Origin of the sequence: Pseudomonas pseudonitroreducens (assembly GCF_021603645.1) — a bacterium.
GTDB classification, from domain to species: Bacteria; Pseudomonadota; Gammaproteobacteria; order Pseudomonadales; family Pseudomonadaceae; genus Pseudomonas; species Pseudomonas pseudonitroreducens.
Genome location: NZ_BQHJ01000003.1, coordinates 401869 through 423407, shown reverse-complemented (window position 1 = coordinate 423407; position 21539 = coordinate 401869). Strand labels below are relative to the sequence as shown.

Genomic DNA, 21539 nt, shown 5'->3' with positions numbered 1-21539 from the left:
TTAAAGAACTCCAACCTCTATAAGAGATGATATTCGAAGTTCCCAATAGGAATCTAATCCATCTTGCACCGCTATAGACTCCTCCAGATTAGAGACAACGCCACTAAGCTCATCTGAATGGGAACTGATTATCTCTAAAATAGAATTTATCCGCGCCAGCGCTGGACCATAGAACTCTCTGACTGAATCAGAACTAGGATTTAGGTAAGACAGCCTATTAATAAAATAGCGACAACTCACCAACTTCCTTACATCTTCAACATCAGCGTGAACCCTAAATTTCTCACAGAACAAGCACCCAAGATCTGTCTTGCAATCAGGCGCAGCTACAGTTGAGTCTGATACAGAGGGAGAACCATAGTCACTACAGCTTCCAGTTGAAATCTTAGTCAATGCGTGGTCTTTGGAGCGGACAACAGCATTCATAAGTTTAGAGTAATACTCAGACAACTCAACACGAGCTCTCTGATCACTCCCTTCAGCATAATGCTTTTCCACGGTATCAACATTATTCTGAAGAGCCAGCGAAACAACTTCGACACTATATTTTTGCAAAAGAAAGTCAGATTTCGCTGCACGCCATTCGCGAGAAGTTACGAATTCAAATCCCGGATCAATCTTCAACACCCATTTTGATAACTCAGTAGTACATCCAATTCGCATAGCTTTAACTGGGGAAGAGATATCAGAAAAGGAACATCGAAAAAATAGAGTACTACACACCTGCCCCGCCAAAAGATAAGTCCTAAGTTTAAGAAACTCCTTAAACGCCTGAAGAAATGTTGCCGACACTTCAAAACTCTGCTCACGCCCACTTGCTCGATATTTAATAAGGCGAAATTTCTTTCGCGAGGTTTCTACGGTGTATTCATCACACCACTCCAACTCCATAGCACCTGAGAGATTCATTCCAGTATTTGCTTGAAAAAGAACAAAGAACGCATTGTGCGCAAGTATGCCCAACATTCTTCTACGAGAGCATTGAGGGTCCTCGTTAGCCTGCCTAAGTGATCTCAATAGACTATTTCTACAAACAGATGCGGAGGCCCTATTCTTATAGAACGACTCACACTCATCCAAACTTCGAATTCTCCCCGCCCTATAATCAACTGCGCCGCCAGTGTTCTTTAAATTTTCAAACCTATCTATTGCCAAAGGAGACACGAATTTCAGATTCGTAGGGAATATATACATCCCATCTCCAATATACTTAGGAAGCTTTAAAAAAAATGGAAATTTGCCAAAGGATGTAACAAAATGAGAATAACCACTAAAGAGGCATCGAAACATATCAATATTTTTCGAAACCCTACTATCATCCGGAGGCTGAACAGGGGCATCTAAATCAGCATTAGATTGCAAACGCCGAACACCAAACCAAACAGAATCGTCACACCACATCTCAGAAAGCTCATTGATAAGAACCACCTGTTTTGTTGAGTAATAATTATTGGCATGGGGAGATCTTCTTGTAAGGCCCTCTAGGAAATCCGTATAAGAAAACACTGCTTTCTTACGAAGTACTTCATCCTGAAAATCAACTAACTCAAAATTCTCATCACAGAAATCCATAAACTCGCCAACAATTCTAAGATAGCCTTGAGCAGTAGTTGGTCGAAGGTAACCACTGATAACTCTGTTCGAAAAGTGCTCAACCACTTGCCTCAAATTCCGGGATCGCACAGGGCAAATAGTCGATGTATCTACCAGTTTCGGCTTGCCCTTGAGCCTGCCTTCCTTTGATCTAGTTTTGTAACAGAACGCCCCTATATCTATAGAGGTACCCCCTCCATTAAAGCTAACTATTATCCTCTCGATACTATTATCCTGAATACTTTGAGAGTCTTTTATATCTAGCCTTACCGTACTCCTCTCAGAAAATCTCTGCATACCCACCTCCCGAAACTCACAGGAAATTGAATAGCCCTTTATCAGCAATATCTTTGAGATGCTCTTCCCAATCAAACTGCGCAGCTGCAACCAAATTATTCAGCCTCCTATAATTAAGATAAAGATCTGTCGTTCTAGAGCTTTCATGTGAAAGCCTCGTCCTTACATACTCCCGGACATAGGAAAGTGAAATATCATTCCGCTCAACCTTCGGCATCAACGCGTCAACAATATTCATTCCGCAGGTAGCGCGAAGATCATGAAATTGATACCTCCAGACATCAGATCCATTTCTGGAGAGACGAGGAATAACTTGATCATAAATAAACTGACGAACAGCCTGCCCCTCGCTCTTATATCTTGACTGGCTACTCGTAACATCTTGCCGTGACAAATAATACGGCTCACCGCGATTGGTCATCAAAATATAGTCTGACTCTCTATTTTCTCTTAACCTGAATTTTTCGGCTCTCCCCGCCCATCTCGGACTTTCACGATAAGTCGCAAGCCTACTCATTAACCAACCTGGGAAAAGAAGGGTTATATTCTTATTGAACTTGGTATCGACCCCTGTTCCAGGCCCTGCAAAAACCTGATAGTGACGCCTGTCTTCAAACTCCCCCGTAAATACCCCTGCCCTTAGCGTTAGAACTGTTTGTATTCTGGCACCGGTAAATAGCGCTATACAGTGAGCTAGAAGCATTTCCGGATTACCAACTTCCACCAAGACCTCTAAAAGATGTATCTGTCTATCCAGATATATGGGCTTTAGCTTCCCACCATCGCATATAATTTCGGTATCTAAAGGCTTGGGGGATTTTATAGAAAGATCGGTCACCTTGATCTTTCTGAGAACCTTATTTCCAACACGCCCCCTTCCGATCAAATATCTCTCGGACTCAACCCACGGTTTATTTTCGGGAATGAATACCCCATTCTCCCCTAACCATCTGTAAAATGAAACAACGGCCCCCATCCTACGTTTTGCTGTAGTAGAGCTTATCTCTCGGGATCTGACTTTATTGAGAAGAGATGATCGATACCTATAAGTAACCCTCCTCAGTTTTTCCTCAGGAAAATACGTGAAGCTCAGTTCTTCATCCTCTAGATATCGCTTAAATAGAGAAAGATCCTTCGAAATATCACGACAGGTCTCTATTCCGATAATTCCGTCTTTGTACCGACTGAATAAATAGAAATTAGCTTCATGCCAAAGCCCCCCATCTCCACTCAGAACGACAGGAAAAGTGACCGAAGTAGGTAGGCCAAAGCTTGAGTAGCAGGAGTGCGGAGACGTGAAGTAGCAGAGAAGAGAGGTCTGGACGCGGTCCGAAGCCCCGCCAGGAGGAGCGACTATCGTGAATCGACAGTTGCGAATTGAAAGCGAGCGAGCCACGCCTCGAAGCATCGGACAATCCTCATAAAGGTTGTCTGTCCACTTCTAGCTGACTTTAAAATCCTGTCAAATCAGTGAAAACTTTGGGGTACGTCCGGGTCTTCGACAAAGGCCAGGATGCTGGTGCCGTGCTTCATCGGGCCCGGCTCGCGGGTGATCTTGCCGCCACGGGAGCGAATGTCCTCGCAGGCCTTGTAGACGTCGGCCACTTCCAGGGCGATGTGGCCGTAGCCGGTGCCCAGCTCGTACTGGTCCACGCCCCAGTTGTAGGTCAGCTCGATGACGCTGTTGTCGTCCTCGTTGCCATAGCCGACGAAGGCCAGGGTGAACTGGCCGTCCGGGTAATCCTTGCGACGCAGCAGGGTCATGCCCAGGACTTCGGTGTAGAAGGCGATGGATTTGTCCATGTCGCCGACGCGCAGCATGGTGTGCAGCAGTCTCATCGGTTCTTTCCTCATCAGGTGCCCCGGTGCGGGGCTTATAAACACAAACCCCGGCTCGTGGCCGGGGATTGTTGTTTTTCTGTAGGAGCGAGCTTGCTCGCGAACCGCGCAAAAAGCAAAAGCTTCGCGAGCTGGCTCGCTCCTAGCACAGGTCGCTTAGAACAGCTTGCGACCCTTGTTCGCGGCAATACGCATGCGCAGCGCGTTGAGCTTGATGAAGCCAGCAGCATCGGCCTGGTTGTAGGCGCCGCCGTCTTCCTCGAAGGTCGCGATGTTGGCATCGAACAGCGAATCGTCGGACTTGCGGCCAACCACGATGACGTTGCCCTTGTACAGCTTCAGGCGCACGACGCCGTTCACGTGTTCCTGGGAGGCATCGATCATCTGCTGGAGCATCTCGCGCTCCGGGCTCCACCAGTAGCCGGTGTAGATCAGCTTGGCGTAGCGCGGCATCAGCTCGTCCTTCAGGTGAGCGACTTCGCGGTCCAGGGTGATCGACTCGATGGCGCGGTGCGCCTTGAGCATGATGGTGCCGCCGGGGGTCTCGTAGCAGCCACGGGACTTCATGCCGACGTAGCGGTTCTCGACGATGTCCAGGCGGCCGATGCCGTTGGCGCCGCCGATGCGGTTCAGTTCGGTGAGGACCTGCGCCGGGCTCATGTCCTTGCCGTCGATGGCAACGATGTCGCCCTTGCGGTAGGTCAGCTCGATGTAGGTGGCGGTGTCGGGGGCCTTCTCCGGGGAGACGGTCCACTTCCACATGTCCTCTTCGTGCTCGGTCCAGGTGTCTTCCAGCACGCCGCCTTCATAGGAGATGTGCAGCAGGTTGGCATCCATGGAGTACGGCGATTTCTTCTTGCCGTGACGCTCGATCGGGATGTTGTGGGTTTCGGCGTAGTCCATCAGCTTCTCGCGGGACAGCAGGTCCCACTCGCGCCAGGGAGCGATCACCTTCACGCCCGGCTTCAGCGCGTAGGCGCCCAGCTCGAAGCGAACCTGGTCGTTGCCCTTGCCGGTGGCGCCATGGGAGATGGCGTCAGCGCCGGTGGCGTTGGCGATCTCGATCAGGCGCTTGGCGATCAGCGGACGAGCGATGGAAGTACCCAGCAGGTACTCGCCTTCGTAGACGGTGTTGGCACGGAACATCGGGAAGACGAAGTCGCGGACGAACTCTTCTCGCAGGTCCTCGATGAAGATCTCTTTCACGCCCATCTGCTTGGCCTTGGCGCGGGCCGGCTCGACCTCCTCGCCCTGACCCAGGTCAGCGGTAAAGGTCACTACTTCGCAGTTATAGGTATCCTGCAGCCACTTCAGAATTACGGAGGTGTCCAGGCCACCGGAATACGCCAGGACTACCTTCTTCACGTCCGCCATGCCACTCAACTCCACGGGGGTTGTCACGAAAGGGATCGATTCTACTGTCCGCTCGGAATAATTTACAGAGGGGCGACAGCTTTTGACGACAAAGCGACAGATACTATCGTCGGTGCGACCTGTCGCCGCGGCTTAGCCCTTGGGCGTAGCGGACGGCGCGGCAGGCGGGCTGGAAGCGTTGGCGGCAGGCGCTGCCGCTGCCGGGGCGCCCTGCGCAGGGGCACTGGCGGCGCCAGCGGGCGCGACGGGAGCCGCTGCAGCAGGTGCGGGTGGAGCTTCGGCAGGAGGCGGCTCGATCACCGCCTCGCGGGACAGGTTCACCGTCACCCGGCGGTTCTTCGCCCGATTGGCGGCGGAATTGTTCTTCACCAGCGGATAGCGCTCACCATAGAAACGCACGGTGATCTGCGACTCCGCCACACCGTTGGCCTTGAGGTATTCCATGACCGCAATGGCGCGACGGCGCGAGGCCTCGCGGTTGGCCAGGCGGTTGCCGCTGTTGTCGGAGTGGCCGTCCAGTTCGATGCGGTTCACCGTCGGGTCGGCCTTCATGTACTGCAGGATGATGTCCAGCTTGGCGCGCCCCAGCGGGTCGACCTCGGTGCCGCCGTCCGGGAAGCCGACCTGGCTCTGGCGCACCTGGTCGAAGTTGACTGGAAGCATCTTCGTCGAACAGTCCTGGAACTGCGCGTAACCATCAGCGAAGCGTGTCGGCAGCAGGCGCACCAGCAGGTTTTCGCCGGTACGCGTGCGATGGCGCACCTCTGGTGTACGGCCTTCCAGCAGCCCACCGAGCAGGCGCCCGGCCTGCTGCTGGGTACTGTTGAACGGCACCTCGCCGGAGCTCACGCTCACCGAGCCCAGGTTCAGGTCACCCTGCCCCGGTCGCCACGGCGGCGCGGCGGCCAGCAAGGTTGCCGAGCCGGAGCCCAGCCAGCCCTGCTGGGATTTGAGGCGGAACGTAGGCTGTTCGCCGGCGCGCCAGACAAATTCGCCCACCCCGAAACCACCCACGCTCTGCGACAGCCGGCACTCGAACTGGTCACCCGCCACCGTCCACTGGGCGCTTTCCAGGCGCGGCTGGAAGGTCAGCCCCCAGGCCGGCAGGCTGGCGCAAAGTGAGAGCAGGAGGAGGGAGGGCTGGCGCACGGCGGCATCCACACAGGTAAATAGGCGTCCCACAATCTATCGGTCGGCCTCGGTAAAACTTGATAGCGAGTGCCGGCGGCGGCCTTTTCCGGTAGCATTTCACCCTCTTCCCGCTGCAACCGCACCCCTGGAATCCGCATGTCCGACCGCCTGACACTCCTGCGCCCCGACGACTGGCACATCCACCTGCGCGACGGCGCCGCACTCGCGCAAACCGTCGGCGACGCCGCCCGCACCTTCGGCCGCGCCATCATCATGCCGAACCTGGTCCCGCCGGTACGCAACGCCGCCGAAGCCGATGCCTACCGCCAGCGCATCCTCGCTGCCCGTCCGGCCGGCAGCCGCTTCGAACCGCTGATGGTGCTCTACCTCACCGACCGTACCAGCGCCGAGGAAGTCCGCGCCGCCAAGGCCTCGGGCTTCGTGCACGCCGCCAAGCTGTACCCGGCCGGCGCCACCACCAACTCCGATTCCGGTGTGACCAGCGTCGACAACATCTTCCACGTCCTCGAAGCCATGGCCGAAGTCGGCCTGCCGCTGCTGGTGCACGGTGAAGTGACCCGCGCGGAAGTCGACGTGTTCGACCGCGAGAAGCGCTTCATCGACGAGCACCTGACCCGCGTGGTCGAGCGTTTCCCGACCCTCAAGGTAGTCTTCGAGCACATCACCACCGGCGATGCCGCCGCCTTCGTCAAGGCCGCCCCGGCCAACGTTGGCGCCACCATCACCGCGCACCACCTGCTGTACAACCGCAACCACATGCTGGTGGGCGGCATTCGCCCGCACTTCTATTGCCTGCCGATCCTCAAGCGCAACACCCACCAGGAAGCCCTGCTGGATGCGGCAGTGAGCGGCAGCCCGAAGTTCTTCCTCGGCACCGACTCGGCCCCCCACGCGCGCCACGCCAAGGAAGCCGCCTGCGGCTGCGCCGGCTGCTACACCGCCTACGCTGCCATCGAGCTGTACGCGGAAGCCTTCGAGCAACGCAATGCGCTGGACAAGCTGGAGGGCTTCGCAAGCCTGCACGGCCCGGACTTCTACGGCCTGCCGCGCAACAGCGACCGCATCACCCTGGTGCGTGAAGAATGGGAAGCGCCGGCGGCCCTGCCGTTCGGTGACTTCGATGTAGTCCCGCTGCGTGCCGGCGAGAAACTGCGCTGGCGCCTGCTGGAGACCGTGGCATGAGTGACGAGAACGAAATCTTCGAAGAAGAACTCGACGGCTCCTTCCCGCCGGGCCCGCGCCACCCGATGGCACGCCGCTTCCGTGGCTACCTGCCGGTCGTGGTGGACGTCGAGACTGGCGGCTTCAACGCCGGCACCGACGCCCTGCTGGAAATCGCCGCCGTCACCATCGGCATGGACGAGAGCGGCTACCTGTTCCCGGAGCACACCTACTTCTTCCGTGTGGAGCCCTTCGAAGGCGCCAACATCGAGCAGGCCGCGCTGGAGTTCACCGGCATCAAGCTGGACCACCCGCTGCGCATGGCCGTACCGGAAGAACAGGCACTGACCGAAATCTTCCGTGGCATCCGCAAATCGCTGAAGTCCAACGGCTGCAAGCGGGCGATCCTGGTCGGCCACAACAGCAGCTTCGACCTGGGCTTCCTCAACGCCGCAGTCAACCGCAGCGGTGTGAAGCGCAACCCGTTCCACCCGTTCTCCAGCTTCGACACCGCCACCCTCGCCGGCCTCGCCTACGGCCAGACCGTCCTGGCCAAGGCCTGCCAGACCGCAGGTATCGAGTTCGACAACCGCGAAGCGCACTCGGCCCGTTACGACACCGAGAAGACCGCCGAGCTGTTCTGCGGCATCGTCAACCGCTGGAAGGAATTCGGCGGCTGGATGGAAGACGATCACTGATCGCACCTTCCGGAATGAAAAAGCCCCGCATTCGCGGGGCTTTTTTTGCGCTCTGATCTCGCGATCTATCTGTAGGAGCGAGCTTGCTCGCGAACAAGGGCGGCACGGCCAGTATCCGCCGATGTGATGGTTCGCGAGCAAGCTCGCTCCTACGAAGAGCAATCCTGCGCAACCATGAAAAAGCCCCGCCGGAGCGGGGCTTTTTCATGCGACGGCAGCCTTACAGCTTGCCGGCATTCTCGGCCAGGTAGGCAGCGACACCTTCGGGCGAGGCGGTCATGCCCTTGTCGCCCTTCTTCCAGTTGGCCGGGCAGACTTCGCCGTGCTCCTCGGTGAACTGCAGGGCGTCGACCAGACGTAGCAGTTCGTCCATGTTGCGGCCCAGCGGCAGGTCGTTGACGATCTGCGAACGCACCACGCCGTTCTGGTCGATCAGGAAGGCGCCACGGAAGGCCACGCCACCTTCGGACTCTACGTCATAGGCCTTGGCGATCTCGTGAGTGATATCGGCAGCCAGGGTGTACTTGACCGGACCGATACCGCCCTTGTCCACCGGGGTGTTGCGCCAGGCGTTGTGGGTGAAGTGGGAGTCGATGGAAACGCCGATGACCTCAACGTTGCGCGCCTGGAAGTCCGGGATGCGGTGGTCAAGGGCGATCAGCTCGGACGGGCAGACGAAGGTGAAGTCCAGCGGGTAGAAGAACACCAGGCCGTACTTGCCCTTGATGGCTTCGGACAACACGAAGCTGTCGACGATCTCGCCGGTGCCGAGCACGGCAGCCACGTTGAAATCGGGAGCTTTCTTACCTACGAGTACGCTCATTCCTTGTCTCCAGTGATGGTGAGGCGCTTGGGAGTGGCTGCCCTGCCCGGTCGAAACTGCCGTGCTTGAGAGGCTGCCGCTCCTGTGGGGCAGCCATCATACACCTGGCGCGCCCTGCCTTCATCCACCCACCCCAGGCGCTAACTCATTGACCCGGCAGACCATTTATCGGGATGCCGAGATGAGACTCCGGCAACTTTTGACAATCATTCTCATTATTATTAGTATCGCTTCCAACAACCCCACAGCGACTGTAGTGCAACCATGTACGTCTGCCTCTGCAACGGTGTTACCGATACCCAGATCCGCGATGCGATCTACGACGGCGCCTGCAACTATCGCCAAGTGCGTGAGTGCACCGGTGTCGGCACCCAGTGTGGCAAGTGCGCGTGCCTGGCCAAACAGGTGGTTCGCGAGACCCTCGGCGAGCTGCAGAGCGCCCAGGCGATGAACTACAACCTGGCCTATGCGGCGGGTTGAGAAAAAATACCGCTGATCAGTTCAGCAGGAATACCGCAGAAACCGGGCCATGGCCCGGTTTTTTTATGCCCGCAATTCAGTGGTTTAGCACCAAGTTGCGGAATGAAAACATTCGCATTCATATTCCTTTTTATAACAAATTCAAGGGCTTATGTTTGACAGATGGTTATAAGGGCGCGAGAATTTCAATCTCTCCCACTCCACACGGCAGGACCCCGGCATGAAAGGCGACAAGAAAGTCATCCAGCATCTGAACAAGATCCTCGGCAACGAGCTGATCGCCATCAACCAGTACTTCCTGCACTCGCGCATGTGGAACGACTGGGGCCTGAAGCGTCTCGGCGCGCACGAGTACCACGAGTCCATCGATGAGATGAAGCACGCCGACAAGCTCATCGAACGCATCCTGTTCCTCGAGGGCCTGCCCAACCTGCAGGACCTGGGCAAGCTGCTGATCGGCGAGAACACCCAGGAAATGCTGCAGTGCGACCTGAACCTGGAACTCAAGGCCACCAAGGACCTGCGCGACGCCATCGTGCATTGCGAAAGCGTGCATGACTACGTCAGCCGCGACCTCCTCAAGGACATCCTCGAGTCCGAGGAAGAGCACATCGACTATCTGGAAACCCAGCTGGGCCTGATCCAGAAGGTCGGTCTGGAGAACTACCTGCAGTCGCACATGCACGAAGACGACTGACCCGCCTGGGGCACCGGCGCAGTTGTGGACGCCGGTGCCCTTCCCTCCTAGACGTTCGCCTTCGGCGGGCGGCGTACCAGTGACGCCTTCAGCACCAGCCCGGCGCACAGCCCCACCACTACCAGCAATGACAGGCGCAAGCCCACGTGCTCGGCGAGGAAGCCGATCAGCGGCGGGCCCATCAGCAAACCGCCATAGCCGAACGACGCCACTGCCGCCACGCCACGCGACGGCTCGACGCCCGGGCGATTGCCCGCTGCGCCAATCAGGATCGGCACGACCACCGACAGTCCCGCACCGACCAGGGCGAAACCGGCAATCGCACCGGCGACCCAAGGGCTGAACAACGCCAGCAGCATGCCGGCGATGGCCAGCAGCGCCAGGTTGCGCACCAGCGCTTCATCGGCGAAGCGCACGCGCAGGCGATCACCGAACAACCGGCCCAGCACCATGGTCGCGGAAAATGCCGCGAAGCCCAGCGCCGCCAGGCGTTCCGACGCGCCCAGCACCTGGTGCAGCAGCAGAGCGCCCCAGTCAGCGACCGCCCCTTCGGAAACGAACGCGCACAGCGTCAACAGGCCCAGGCCGATCAGCGCCGGTGGCGGCAGGCGCCAGCCACGTTGGGCTGGCGCCTGTTCCTCCATGGGTTCCGGACGGCCCTCGAACAGCTGGCGAGCGAAGAACGGCAGGATCGCCACGGCGATCAGCGCCAACAGGCTGAAATGCCAGATCGGCGCCAGGCCGGCGAAGACTGCAGCGCCGACGGCACCCACCAGGCCACCCAGGCTGTACATGCCGTGCAGGCTGGAGATGCACGGGCGGCCGAGGCGCCGCTCGACTTCCACCGCCTGGGTGTTCATCGCCACGTCCATGGTGGCGAAGGTCAGGCCAACGGCGAGGAAGCCCGCCGCCAGGACCCAGACGTCCTGAGCCAGCCCGAGCAGCGGGAAGGTCGCCATCAGCGCCAGCCCCGAGATCACGGTGATCGCCCGGCTACCGTAGCGGCGGACCAGCGCGCCGGCGAAGGCAAACGCCAGCAGCGCACCGAAGCCCGCGCCCAACAGCGCCTGGCCCAGTTGCTGCTCATCCACCCCGGTCATGCTCTTGAGCGCCGGCACCCGCCCCATCACGCTGCCGTGGACCATCCCGCCCATGGCGAAGCAGTATCCGCACGCCCAGCGGGCGGCGTTGGCCCGCGTCTGTTCAGTCATGTTTTTCTTCCCAAAAACAAAGCCCCGCCGAAGCGGGGCTTTGTGCGACAGCACGAAAGACTCAGGCGTCGGCCTTGCCTACGGCTTCCTTGATCAGCGGTTGCAGCTCACCTTTCTCGAACATCTCGGCCAGGATGTCACTGCCGCCGACCAGCTCACCACCAACCCACAGTTGCGGGAAGGTCGGCCAGTTGGCGTACTTGGGCAGGTTGGCGCGGATTTCCGGGTTTTGCAGAATATCCACGTAGGCGAACTTCTCACCACAAGCCATCAGAACCTGGGCGGCGCGGGACGAGAAACCGCACTGCGGAGCATTCGGCGAACCCTTCATGTACAGCAGGACAGGGTTGTTGGCGATCTGCTCTTTGATGGTATCGATGATATCCATGAACTTCCTCGGCTGAACTATCAGATACTGACCCGGCAGTCCCCACGGTGGGCGTTGGCCGGCACGGTACCGCGCATTGTACTGCAAAGCCGAGCGCCACGCTCGGCTTTGCAGGTGACGTGCGTCAGCTTGTCAGGCCGCTTCCACCTCCACCGGCACGCCGTTGAGCGCGGTGTTGCCGGAGAGCGAATCCAGATGACGCTCATCGGTCAGGTCGTTGGCGCTGGCGCCGCCCTGCTCGCTGGCAATGGACAGTTGCACACCCGGTCGCCGATGCCCCCAGCCGTGGGGAAGGCTGACCACACCGGCCATGACTTCGTCGCTGGAGGCGACCTCGATTTCGATGCTGCCAACCCGCGAACGCACCCGCACCTTCTGCCCGTCCACCAGCCCACGCGAGGCCAGATCCTGCGGATGCATCAGCAAGTGATGGCGCGGCTTGCCCTTCACCAGGCGGTGATAGTTGTGCATCCACGAGTTGTTGCTGCGCACGTGGCGGCGACCGATCAGCAGGAGCTGGTCGACGGCCGGCGACTGGGTATCGGCGAAGCGGCGCAGGTCATTGAGGAAAATCTCGGGTGCCGCCTCGATGCTACGGCTGGCGGTTTTCAGACGCGGAGCCAGGTTTGGCTGCAACGGGCCGAGGTCCAGCCCGTGAGGATGCTCGCGCAGCCTGGCCAGGTTCAGCTTGTGCTCGCTGGCGTCACCGTAGGGGCCGAAGCGCAGGCCCATCTCGATCATCTGCTCCGGCGCCATGGTCGGCTTCAGCTCGGTACCCAGGCGCGCGGCGTAGGCCTTTGCCAGGCCAACGAAAATTTCCCAATCGTGTAGCGCGCTCTCGGGCTTGGGCAGGATCGCTTCGTTGAAGCGGGTAACGTTGCGCACCGCGAAGACGTTGAAGGTGGTGTCGTAATGATCGTGCTCCAGCGGCGCGGTGGGCGGCAGGATCAGGTCGGCGTAGCGGGTGGTTTCGTTGATGTACAGATCGACGCTGAGCATGAATTCCAGGCCGTCCAGCGCCTGTTCCAGGCGACGGCCATTGGGCGTGGACAGCACCGGATTGCCGGCCACCGTCACCAGCGCATGCACCTGCCCTTCCCCTTCGGTGAGCATCTCTTCGGCCAGCGCCGCCACCGGCAACTCGCCGCCGTATTCGGGGAGGCCGGACACGCGGCTCTGCCAGCGATTGAACGCGCCACCCGCAGTGGTTGCCACCAGGTCCACCGCCGGCGTGGTGCACAGGGTGCCACCGACGCGGTCGAGGTTGCCGGTCAACAGGTTGATCAGTTGTACCAGCCACTGACAGAGGCTGCCGAAAACCTGGGTGGAAACGCCCATGCGCCCATAGCAGACGGCCTTGTCGGCGGCGGCGAATTCCCGCGCCAACTGGCGAATATCCTCGGCCGGCACGCCACAACGAACGGCCATGGTTTCGACCTTGAATGGCGCCAGCGCCTCGCGCACCACGTCGAGGCCGTTGACCGGCAACGAGGATTCGCGGGTCAGCCCTTCGCTGAGCAGCGTATCGAGGATGCCCAGCAGCAGCGCGGCGTCCTCCCCGGGCCGGACGAACAGGTGCTGATCCGCAATCGCCGCGGTCTCGGTGCGACGCGGGTCGACCACCACCAGCTTGCCGCCGCGCGCCTTCAGCGCCTTCAGGCGCTTCTCCACGTCCGGCACGGTCATGATGCTGCCATTGGAGGCCAGCGGGTTGCCGCCCAGGATCAGCATGAAATCAGTGTGGTCGATGTCCGGAATCGGGATCAGCAGGCCATGGCCGAACATCTGCTGGCTGACCAGGTGGTGCGGCAGCTGGTCGACGGAGGTCGCTGAGTAGCGGTTGCGGGTTTTCAACTGGCCGAGGAAGTAGTTGCTGTGGGTCATCAGCCCGTAGTTGTGCACACTGGGGTTGCCCTGGTACACGGCCACGGCATCGTTGCCATGGCGCTCGCGGATCTCCGCCAGACGCGTGGCGACCAGCTCGAAGGCTTCGTCCCAGCCGATCGGCTGCCACTCGCTGCCGACGCGGCGCACCGGCTGGCGCAGACGGTCCGGGTCGTTCTGGATGTCCTGCAGGGCCACCGCCTTGGGGCAGATGTGGCCACGGCTGAAGCTGTCCTGGGCATCGCCCTTGATCGACAGAATGCGCTCGTCTTCGGTCTCGATGGTCAGGCCGCAGATGGCCTCGCACAGATGGCACGCACGGTGGTGGAGGGTCTTGCTCATGGCTCGCCTCGTTATTGTTGTCGCCGGCGCTCAAGGGGCCGGTCGCAGGGTCGAAAGCACTATGAATCCAGTCCTGGCGAAGCACCACCAGCTTCCGTCGGGTGAATCCCCGGGCATCAGGAACGACCATGTTGAAGCCCCGGCCGACGGGCCTTCCGGGCGAAACTTGCGTAGATCCGTCATTTCCTTATAGGATCGCGCCTTCCCCCATTTCCCGCTCCATGCGGTCCCGCCGCAGGTTCAGCCCGTTTTTTCTCACGAAAGCCGGTCGGTACCTCGGCCTGATTCTGAGAATAAGTAGTAGGTACGAACCATGAGCGCACGTCACTTCCTCTCGATGCTGGATTACACGACCGAAGAACTGCTCGGTCTGATCCGCCGCGCCACCGAGCTGAAGGACCTGCGCGACCGAGGCGTGCTCTACGAACCGCTGAAGAATCGCGTGCTGGGCATGATCTTCGAGAAAGCCTCGACGCGGACGCGAATCTCCTTCGAAGCCGGCATGATCCAGCTCGGCGGCCAGGCCATCTTCCTCTCCCCGCGCGACACCCAGCTGGGCCGTGGCGAGCCGATCGCCGACGCCGCGCGGGTGATGTCGCGAATGGTCGATGCGGTGATGATCCGCACCTTCGCCCACAGCAACCTGATCGAGTTTGCCGAGAACTCCCGCGTACCGGTGATCAACGGCCTCTCGGATGACCTGCATCCCTGCCAGCTGCTGGCCGACATGCAGACCTTCCATGAGCACCGCGGCAGCATCGCCGGCAAGACCGTGGCCTGGATCGGCGACGGCAACAACATGTGCAACAGCTACATCGAGGCGGCGATCCGCTTCGACTTCCAGCTGAACGTCGCCTGCCCGGAAGGCTACGAGCCGAACGCGGCCCTGATGGCGCAGGCCGGCGAGCGTGTGAAGATCTTCCGCGACCCGCGCGAGGCGGTAGCCGGCGCGCACCTGGTGAGCACCGACGTCTGGGCCTCCATGGGCCAGGAGGACGAAGCTGCCGCGCGCCTGCGCCTGTTCCAGCCATATCAGGTAACACGTGCGCTGCTCGACGGCGCGGCGGCGGATGTACTATTCATGCACTGCCTGCCGGCCCACCGTGGCGAAGAGATCAGCGAAGACCTGCTGGACGACGCGCGCTCGGTGGCCTGGGACCAGGCGGAAAACCGTCTCCACGCCCAGAAGGCCCTGCTCGAACTGCTGGTCGAGCACGCGCATTACGCCTAAGCCCCTGTTTCGAGCCCGATGACCCAAACGCTGCTGCTCAACCTCGACGATCTTTCCTGTGGCTATGAACAGCAGCGCGTGGTGCAAGGCGTCAGCCTGCACCTGAACGCCGGCGATATCGGCTGCCTGCTCGGCCCTTCGGGCTGCGGTAAAACCACCACCCTGCGTGCCATTGCCGGTTTCGAGCCGGTCCAAGGCGGCCGGATCGAGCTGGCCGGCGAAGTCATTTCCCGCGCCGGCTTCACCCTGTCGCCGGAGAAACGCCGGATCGGCATGGTGTTCCAAGACTACGCGCTGTTCCCGCACCTGTCAGTGGCGGACAACATCGCCTTCGGCATCCGCAAGCACCCCGAGCGCGGGCGCATCGTCGGCGAACTGCTGGAACTGGTGAAGCTCGACAGCCTCGGCCAGCGCTTCCCCCACGAACTCTCCGGCGGCCAGCAGCAACGCGTGTCCCTGGCCCGCGCGCTGGCTCCGCAACCGCAGCTGCTGCTGCTCGACGAGCCCTTCTCCAACCTCGATGTGGAGCTGCGCCGCCAGCTCAGCCACGAGGTCCGCGATATCCTCAAGGCACGCGGCACCAGCGCCATCCTGGTGACCCACGATCAGGAAGAGGCCTTCGCCGTCAGCGATCATGTCGGTGTATTCCGCAACGGTCTGCTGGAGCAGTGGGACACTCCGTTCAACCTGTACCACGAACCGCAGACACCCTTTGTCGCCAGCTTCGTCGGCCAGGGTTATTTCATTCGCGGGCAAATGCGCGGCAACGATGCGGTGCAGACCGAACTCGGTCTGCTGCGCGGCAACCGCGCCTACAGCCTGCCGGACGGCAGCGCGGTAGACGTGTTGCTACGCCCGGATGACCTGGTGCCGGCCGCCGACGGCGCGCTGAAGGCACGGATCGTCGGCAAGTCGTTCCTCGGTGCAGCGACGCTCTATCGCCTGCAACTGCCCACCGGTGCCCAGCTGGAATCACTGTTCCCCAGCCATGCCGACCATCGGCTGGGCGACGAAGTGGCGATTGGCGTGGCCGCCGAGCATCTGGTGCTGTTTCCGGCCCAGGGCAGCGTAGCGGTCTAGCCGAGCGAATCGTCCAGTTCGCGCAGCAGCTCCGGCAGCAACTCGAACAGGTCGCCCTGCAGTCCATAGTCGGCAATCTCGAAGATTGGCGCGTCCGGGTCGAGATTGATCGCGGCGATGACCTTGGCATCCTTCATGCCTGCCACGTGCTGAACAGCACCGGAAATCCCCACGGCCAGATAAAGCTCCGGCGCGACGATGCGTCCGGACTGGCCGATCTGCAGTTCTGCCGGCGCGAAGCCAGCATCCACCGCCGCCAGCGAAGCGCCCACGGCGCCGTGCAGGCGATCCGCCAAGGGATAGAGCGCGGCGAAGCCCTCCGCCGTTTGCAGCCCGCGACCACCCGCAACGATCACGCGCGCCGACTCCAGCGCGGGGCGTTCGAAGTCCGGATGTTCTTCCCCCTGCCATGATGAAAGTGCGAGATCGCCGGCGCCGCTGAGCCGCTCCAGCTCGGCGTTCCCACCCTCGGCGCGAACCGGATCGAACGCCGTGGGGCGAATCCCCAGCACCGTCATCGGCCCTTCGCAGCGCACCGTGGCGATGGCGTTGCCGGCGTAGATCGGGCGCTGGAATGTCTCGCTGTCGATCACCGCAATAACCTCGGAAACCGCATCCACGTCCAGCAACGCGGCAATCCGCGGCAGGCAGTCACGGCCCATCGCCGTGGCGGGCGCGAGAATGTGGCTGTAGCCAGGCGAGAGCCGAATGACCAGCGCGGAGAGGTTTTCCGCCAGCAGGTGGTCATAGAGCGGATCATCCACCTGCAGCACGCGAGTGACTCCCTCGAGACGGCGTGCCGTCTCGCAGAGTCGGTCAAGGCCGCTGCCGGCCAACAGCAGGTGCACGTCGTTGCCGATCTGCCGTGCAGCCGCCAGGGCATTCAGGGTCGCCGGCGCCAGGACGGCGGAGCCGGTGTAGGTGTGGTAGTCAGCGATGACCAGGATTGCCATGGGCCTGCCTCCAAGCCGCGCCGGGTGCGCGACAGCCAATGGGAGCAAGCCTAGGCGAGGAAGCGCAAAACTCCCCGGTCACAGATCAAACAACCAGTAAACGACCGCTGGCCACCAGGCGCGCGTAGCCGGCGATGCTCACGCGCCCCCCCTCGAGACGGCACCACAGCTCACCGCCACGGGCGGAAGACTGGAATGCGCGCATCTGCAGTTTGTTCAGTCGCCGCGACCAGTAGGGAATCAGCACGCAGTGGGCGGCGCCGGTCACCGGGTCTTCGTTGAGGCCGATGGCCGGGGCGAAGAAGCGCGAAACGAAGTCGTAGTTGTCGCTACGTGCCGTGACGATAACGCCCAGGTACGGCAGGCGCGCCAGGGCAGCGAAGTCAGGCTTGCAGTCGCGCACCGCCTGCTCCGACTCGAGCAGAACCAACAGGTGGTTGGCGGTATTCAGCGCATCCACCACGTCGATTCCCAGGGCATTCTCCAGCTCCAGCGTGGAGCCCGACTCGCTCGGCGGCTGCGCCGGGAAGTTCAGTGCCAGCCGGCCGTCCTCGCGGGCCACGCGAAGCGGCCCGGACAGGGAGTTCAGCTCCAGCACTTCGCCCGGCTCATCGAACACTTCGAACAGCACATGGGCGCTGGCCAGCGTGGCGTGGCCACAGAGCGGCACCTCGGCGGTCGGGGTAAACCAGCGGATGCGCCAACCGGCCGGTTCCTTCACCAGGAAGGCGGTCTCCGAGAGGTTGTGCTCGGCGGCGATCTGCTGCATCAGCTCGTCGCTCAACCAGGCATCGAGGCGGTAGACCATGGCCGGATTGCCGGCGAACGGGCGGTCGGTGAAAGCGTCTACCTGGTGGAAATCGAGCAGCATGGCAGTCTCCTGGAAAGTGATGGCCGAGCATGACAGAAGCCGATCAACGACGAACCGTACAGTAGGGACCACACAGTGCTCCCTCCCGGAGAGATCAGGAGCCCCTGCGCCTGGCCCTCTCGCGCAGGCGGGAGAGCGCACCGTTCGGTGCAGGATAAAACCGCAGCGCCAGCCGGCAGGGTCTGCCCCTCTCCACGGGCGCTTAGCCAGGGCTGGGGTAAGGGCAGGAGCGGGCAGCGCTACTGGGAAAGCAATGTTGCTCCTGCAAAAACTCAATTTCTCCCGATTGGCGCAAACTTCGCCGAGGTCAGCCCGGCCAGTGTCTCGGCGCTCAGCTCCACTTCCAGGCCGCGCCGGCCGGCGCTGACATGGATGGTCGGGAAGCCCTGGGCGGACTCATCGATAAAGGTGCGCAAGCGCTTCTTCTGTCCCAGCGGGCTGATGCCCCCCACCAGGTAACCGGTCGCGCGCTGCGCGGCATTCGGGTCGGCCATATCGGCTTTCTTGACGCCTGCCGCGTGGGCCAGCGCCTTGAGGTCCAGAGTGCCCGCCACCGGTACCACCGCCACCAGCAGCTCGCCCTTTTCGCTCGCCGCCAACAGGGTCTTGAACACCCGCGCCGGGTCGAGATTGAGCTTCTCGGCGGCTTCCAGGCCGTAGGATGGCGCCTTGGGGTCGTGCTCGTAGCTCAGCACATGGTGTTCGGCACGGTTCTTCTTCAGCAGGTCGATGGCGGGGGTCATGATCGGCAGGCTTCTCGCAAGCGGCTTTCCAGCGCATAACAGTAAGCCAAGGCGTGTTGCACTGCACGGTGTTCGCTTCACCGACGCGGACGAATCCCGTATGGTCTGCGCCATTCACCTTCCGGCCCACGTGGCCGGGACTGCCGAACGGAATCCGCACAAGGCCGCCCGCATGACCGACCCGAAGAACAAGAAATACGTCGTCGCCCTCGACCAGGGCACCACCAGCTCGCGCGCCATCATTTTCGACCACGACGCCAACGTGGTCAGCACGGCCCAGCGCGAGTTCGCGCAGATCTACCCGCAGCCGGGCTGGGTCGAGCACGACCCGATGGAAATCTGGGCGACTCAGAGTTCGACCCTGGTGGAAGCCCTGGCGCAGGCCAACATCAGCGTCGCCGAAGTGGCCGCCATCGGCATCACCAACCAGCGCGAAACCACCCTGGTGTGGGACAAGGCCAGTGGCCGGCCGATCCACAACGCCATCGTCTGGCAATGCCGGCGCAGCGCCGCGATCTGCGAGCAGCTCAAGCGCGACGGCCTGGAGCAGCACATCCGCGACACCACCGGGCTGGTCCTCGACCCCTACTTCTCCGGCACCAAGCTCAAGTGGATTCTCGACAACGTCGACGGCGCCCGCGAGCGCGCGCAGCGCGGCGAGCTGCTGTTCGGCACGGTCGACAGCTGGCTGATCTGGAAGCTCACCGAAGGCGAGGTGCACGTCACCGACTACACCAATGCCTCGCGCACCCTGATGTTCGATATCCACAAGCGCGACTGGGACGAACGGCTGCTTGCCGCGCTGGACGTCCCGCACGCCATGCTGCCGCAGGTGCGAGCTTCGTCCGAGATCTACGGTCACGCCAAGGTCGGCGGCCTCGGCGTGCACCGCACGCCCATCGCCGGGATCGCCGGCGACCAGCAGGCCGCGCTGTTCGGGCAGATGTGCGTGGAGCCGGGCCAGGCGAAGAACACCTATGGCACCGGCTGCTTCCTGCTGATGAACACCGGCGACAAGGCGGTGAAGTCCACCCATGGCCTGCTCACCACCATCGCCTGCGGGCCGCGCGGCGAAGTCGCCTATGCGCTGGAAGGCGCGGTGTTCAACGGCGGCTCCACCGTGCAATGGCTGCGCGACGAGTTGAAGGTGATCAACGATGCCCACGATTCGGAGTACTTCGCCACCAAGGTGAAGGACAGTAACGGCGTCTACCTGGTCCCCGCCTTCACCGGGCTCGGCGCGCCCTACTGGGACCCTTACGCGCGCGGCGCACTGTTCGGCCTGACCCGTGGGGTGAAGGCCGATCACCTGATCCGCGCCACCCTGGAGTCCATCGCCTACCAGACCCGCGACGTGCTCGACGCCATGCAGCAGGACGCCGGCGAACCGCTGCGCGCGCTGCGCGTGGACGGCGGCGCGGTGGCCAACAACTTCCTCATGCAGTTCCAGGCCGACATCCTCGGCACGCCAGTGGAGCGCCCACAGATGCGCGAGACCACCGCCCTCGGCGCCGCCGTGCTGGCAGGCCTGGCCTGTGGCTTCTGGGGCGATCTCGCGGAGCTGAAGAACAAGGCGGTGATCGAGCGGGTGTTCCAGCCGGCTTGCGATGAGATCGAGCGCGCGCGGCTGTACAAGGGCTGGCAAAAAGCCGTCGAACGCACCCGCGGCTGGGCTGCCGAAGATTGATTGCTCTTCTGTAGGACCGAGGGGGACGCCCAGTCCTTGCTCGCGAACCACTGGATGCCGATGTGCCTGGACGGGTTCGCGAGCAAGCTCGCTCCTACAGGTGAAGCCCGTGCCGCATGACAGCGTTGGCTGCGTGCGGCATCCTTGCCCTCCCGGCCCGTCCGCACGAGCGAACCGCATGAACCTGCCACCCCGCCAGCAGAACATCCTCGATCTGGTCCGCGAACGCGGCTACCTGAGCATCGAAGAGCTCGCCCAGCAGTTCGCCGTCACGCCGCAGACCATCCGCCGCGATATCAACCAGCTCGCCGAACAGAACCTGCTTCGTCGCTACCACGGTGGCGCGGCCTGGGATTCGAGCATCGAGAACACCGCCTACAACACCCGCGCCGACCAGATGCGCGACGAGAAGCAGCGCATCGCCGAAGCCATTGCGGCGCAGATTCCGGACAATGCCTCGCTGTTCATCAATATCGGCACCACTACCGAAGCCATCGCCCGCGCCCTGCTCGGCCACCGCAACCTGAAGGTCATCAGCAACAACCTGCACGTCGCCAGCATCCTCGCCGGCAAGGATGATTTCGAAGTGCTGATCGCCGGCGGCACGGTGCGCGGCGACGGCGGCGTGGTCGGGCAGGCGGCAGTGGATTTCATCGAGCAGTTTCGCGTCGACTTCGCCGTGGTGGGCATCAGTGGCATCGACGAAGACGGCAGCCTGCTGGACTTCGACTACCAGGAAGTGCGCGTCTCCCGCGCCATCATCGACAACGCGCGGCAGGTATTCCTCGCCGCCGACTCCAGCAAGTTCGGCCGCAACGCCATGGTGCGCCTGGGACCGATCTCCCTGGTCAACCGGGTGTTCACCGACAGCCCGCCGCCTGCCGCCGTGGCACGCCTGATGAGCCAGCACAAGGTTCAGCTCGAGCTGGTCTGAGACCCTCCAGTCAATTCACTTTCGAACATTCAGACGAATGCCTGCGCGAATTCGCGGCAAAGGCTGGTCATGTTTCGTTCACTGAACTAGGATATTTTCGA

20 protein-coding genes are annotated in these 21539 nt (G+C 61.4%); 8 read left to right on the top strand and 12 right to left on the bottom strand.

The genetic code is table 11. The features are described 5' to 3' along the window. From L6D89_RS09840 to L6D89_RS09820, 5 genes are all read right to left on the bottom strand, one after another. A complete protein-coding gene (locus L6D89_RS09840) occupies nt 1–1659 on the bottom strand; it encodes a hypothetical protein (protein WP_236199511.1) in 1659 nt (552 codons plus the stop codon). Between the two features lie 247 nt (nt 1660–1906). Further along, nucleotides 1907–3298, bottom strand: a complete 1392-nt coding sequence (locus L6D89_RS09835; RefSeq protein WP_236199510.1) for a hypothetical protein — start codon at nt 3296–3298, stop codon at nt 1907–1909. Nucleotides 3299–3357: 59 nt separating this feature from the next. After that, complete coding sequence (gloA, locus tag L6D89_RS09830) at nt 3358–3729, bottom strand: lactoylglutathione lyase (RefSeq protein WP_236199509.1); 372 nt, start codon at nt 3727–3729, stop codon at nt 3358–3360. Nucleotides 3730–3885: 156 nt separating this feature from the next. Next, entirely contained in the window at nt 3886–5103 is a 1218-nt protein-coding gene (locus L6D89_RS09825) for an argininosuccinate synthase (RefSeq protein WP_054908855.1), read from the bottom strand. A 132-nt stretch (nt 5104–5235) separates the two neighbouring features. Further along, complete coding sequence (locus L6D89_RS09820; RefSeq protein ID WP_236199508.1) at nt 5236–6252, bottom strand: flagellar protein MotY; 1017 nt, start codon at nt 6250–6252, stop codon at nt 5236–5238. A gap of 138 nt (nt 6253–6390) precedes the next feature. On the opposite strand from L6D89_RS09820, the gene pyrC reads away from it, so the two are divergent. After that, nucleotides 6391–7437, top strand: coding sequence for a dihydroorotase (pyrC, locus tag L6D89_RS09815; protein WP_236174756.1), 1047 nt, complete (start codon nt 6391–6393; stop codon nt 7435–7437). Next, a complete protein-coding gene (gene rnt, locus L6D89_RS09810; RefSeq protein WP_037011317.1) occupies nt 7434–8114 on the top strand; it encodes a ribonuclease T in 681 nt (226 codons plus the stop codon). Before pyrC ends, rnt begins: the two co-directional genes overlap by 4 nt. Nucleotides 8115–8334: 220 nt before the next feature. Here rnt and L6D89_RS09805 read toward each other — a convergent pair whose 3' ends face one another. Continuing rightward, the gene (locus L6D89_RS09805; protein WP_081517709.1) at nt 8335–8937 is read right to left on the bottom strand and encodes a peroxiredoxin; all 603 of its coding nucleotides are present in this window, start codon (nt 8935–8937) and stop codon (nt 8335–8337) included. 264 nt (nt 8938–9201) lie between these two features. On the opposite strand from L6D89_RS09805, the gene L6D89_RS09800 reads away from it, so the two are divergent. Then, a complete protein-coding gene (locus tag L6D89_RS09800; protein WP_236174757.1) occupies nt 9202–9417 on the top strand; it encodes a bacterioferritin-associated ferredoxin in 216 nt (71 codons plus the stop codon). Between the two features lie 220 nt (nt 9418–9637). Further along, complete coding sequence (gene bfrB, locus L6D89_RS09795) at nt 9638–10114, top strand: bacterioferritin BfrB (RefSeq protein WP_024765400.1); 477 nt, start codon at nt 9638–9640, stop codon at nt 10112–10114. A gap of 47 nt (nt 10115–10161) precedes the next feature. On the opposite strand, the gene L6D89_RS09790 is transcribed toward bfrB, so the two are convergent. The 3 genes from L6D89_RS09790 to L6D89_RS09780 form a co-directional block, all read right to left on the bottom strand. Beyond that, complete coding sequence (locus tag L6D89_RS09790) at nt 10162–11325, bottom strand: MFS transporter (protein WP_236199507.1); 1164 nt, start codon at nt 11323–11325, stop codon at nt 10162–10164. A 61-nt stretch (nt 11326–11386) separates the two neighbouring features. Further along, a complete protein-coding gene (gene grxD / locus L6D89_RS09785; protein ID WP_015476170.1) occupies nt 11387–11713 on the bottom strand; it encodes a Grx4 family monothiol glutaredoxin in 327 nt (108 codons plus the stop codon). 132 nt (nt 11714–11845) lie between these two features. Beyond that, nucleotides 11846–13939, bottom strand: a complete 2094-nt coding sequence (locus L6D89_RS09780) for a molybdopterin oxidoreductase family protein (RefSeq protein ID WP_236199506.1) — start codon at nt 13937–13939, stop codon at nt 11846–11848. 313 nt (nt 13940–14252) lie between these two features. Here L6D89_RS09780 and argF point away from each other — a divergent pair, with 313 nt between their 5' ends. After that, entirely contained in the window at nt 14253–15170 is a 918-nt protein-coding gene (gene argF / locus L6D89_RS09775) for an ornithine carbamoyltransferase (protein ID WP_236174760.1), read from the top strand. A gap of 18 nt (nt 15171–15188) precedes the next feature. Continuing rightward, on the top strand, nt 15189–16250 hold the full coding sequence (locus tag L6D89_RS09770) for an ABC transporter ATP-binding protein (RefSeq protein ID WP_236199505.1): 1062 nt from the start codon (nt 15189–15191) through the stop codon (nt 16248–16250). Here L6D89_RS09770 and L6D89_RS09765 read toward each other — a convergent pair. From L6D89_RS09765 to ybaK, 3 genes are all read right to left on the bottom strand, one after another. Beyond that, nucleotides 16247–17203 (bottom strand): electron transfer flavoprotein subunit alpha/FixB family protein, encoded by a 957-nt coding sequence (locus L6D89_RS09765; RefSeq protein ID WP_236199504.1) that lies wholly within the window; start codon nt 17201–17203, stop codon nt 16247–16249. The two genes, L6D89_RS09770 and L6D89_RS09765, sit on opposite strands and share 4 nt — an antisense overlap. Nucleotides 17204–17288: 85 nt before the next feature. Next, nucleotides 17289–18074, bottom strand: a complete 786-nt coding sequence (locus tag L6D89_RS09760; protein ID WP_236199503.1) for a PhzF family phenazine biosynthesis protein — start codon at nt 18072–18074, stop codon at nt 17289–17291. Nucleotides 18075–18346: 272 nt separating this feature from the next. Beyond that, the gene (gene ybaK, locus L6D89_RS09755; protein WP_236199502.1) at nt 18347–18817 is read right to left on the bottom strand and encodes a Cys-tRNA(Pro) deacylase; all 471 of its coding nucleotides are present in this window, start codon (nt 18815–18817) and stop codon (nt 18347–18349) included. A gap of 172 nt (nt 18818–18989) precedes the next feature. On the opposite strand from ybaK, the gene glpK reads away from it, so the two are divergent. After that, nucleotides 18990–20504 (top strand): glycerol kinase GlpK, encoded by a 1515-nt coding sequence (gene glpK, locus L6D89_RS09750; RefSeq protein ID WP_236199647.1) that lies wholly within the window; start codon nt 18990–18992, stop codon nt 20502–20504. A 178-nt stretch (nt 20505–20682) separates the two neighbouring features. After that, a complete protein-coding gene (locus L6D89_RS09745; RefSeq protein ID WP_236174765.1) occupies nt 20683–21438 on the top strand; it encodes a DeoR/GlpR family transcriptional regulator in 756 nt (251 codons plus the stop codon). The last annotated feature ends 101 nt before the right edge of the window (nt 21439–21539 follow it).

Excerpts from the sequence above, each read along its gene's own strand:
- L6D89_RS09760 (WP_236199503.1), bottom strand. The coding sequence starts at position 18,074 with ATGCTGCTCGATTTCCACCAGGTAGACGCTTTCACCGACCGCCCGTTC.
- grxD (WP_015476170.1), bottom strand. The coding sequence starts at position 11,713 with ATGGATATCATCGATACCATCAAAGAGCAGATCGCCAACAACCCTGTC.
- L6D89_RS09825 (WP_054908855.1), bottom strand. The coding sequence starts at position 5,103 with ATGGCGGACGTGAAGAAGGTAGTCCTGGCGTATTCCGGTGGCCTGGAC.
- L6D89_RS09835 (WP_236199510.1), bottom strand. The coding sequence starts at position 3,298 with ATGCTTCGAGGCGTGGCTCGCTCGCTTTCAATTCGCAACTGTCGATTC.
- L6D89_RS09765 (WP_236199504.1), bottom strand. The coding sequence starts at position 17,203 with ATGGCAATCCTGGTCATCGCTGACTACCACACCTACACCGGCTCCGCC.
- argF (WP_236174760.1), top strand. The coding sequence starts at position 14,253 with ATGAGCGCACGTCACTTCCTCTCGATGCTGGATTACACGACCGAAGAA.
- L6D89_RS09805 (WP_081517709.1), bottom strand. The coding sequence starts at position 8,937 with ATGAGCGTACTCGTAGGTAAGAAAGCTCCCGATTTCAACGTGGCTGCC.
- glpK (WP_236199647.1), top strand. The coding sequence starts at position 18,990 with ATGACCGACCCGAAGAACAAGAAATACGTCGTCGCCCTCGACCAGGGC.
- ybaK (WP_236199502.1), bottom strand. The coding sequence starts at position 18,817 with ATGACCCCCGCCATCGACCTGCTGAAGAAGAACCGTGCCGAACACCAT.
- L6D89_RS09800 (WP_236174757.1), top strand. The coding sequence starts at position 9,202 with ATGTACGTCTGCCTCTGCAACGGTGTTACCGATACCCAGATCCGCGAT.
- gloA (WP_236199509.1), bottom strand. The coding sequence starts at position 3,729 with ATGAGACTGCTGCACACCATGCTGCGCGTCGGCGACATGGACAAATCC.
- L6D89_RS09780 (WP_236199506.1), bottom strand. The coding sequence starts at position 13,939 with ATGAGCAAGACCCTCCACCACCGTGCGTGCCATCTGTGCGAGGCCATC.
- rnt (WP_037011317.1), top strand. The coding sequence starts at position 7,434 with ATGAGTGACGAGAACGAAATCTTCGAAGAAGAACTCGACGGCTCCTTC.
- L6D89_RS09745 (WP_236174765.1), top strand. The coding sequence starts at position 20,683 with ATGAACCTGCCACCCCGCCAGCAGAACATCCTCGATCTGGTCCGCGAA.
- L6D89_RS09790 (WP_236199507.1), bottom strand. The coding sequence starts at position 11,325 with ATGACTGAACAGACGCGGGCCAACGCCGCCCGCTGGGCGTGCGGATAC.
- pyrC (WP_236174756.1), top strand. The coding sequence starts at position 6,391 with ATGTCCGACCGCCTGACACTCCTGCGCCCCGACGACTGGCACATCCAC.
- L6D89_RS09770 (WP_236199505.1), top strand. The coding sequence starts at position 15,189 with ATGACCCAAACGCTGCTGCTCAACCTCGACGATCTTTCCTGTGGCTAT.
- bfrB (WP_024765400.1), top strand. The coding sequence starts at position 9,638 with ATGAAAGGCGACAAGAAAGTCATCCAGCATCTGAACAAGATCCTCGGC.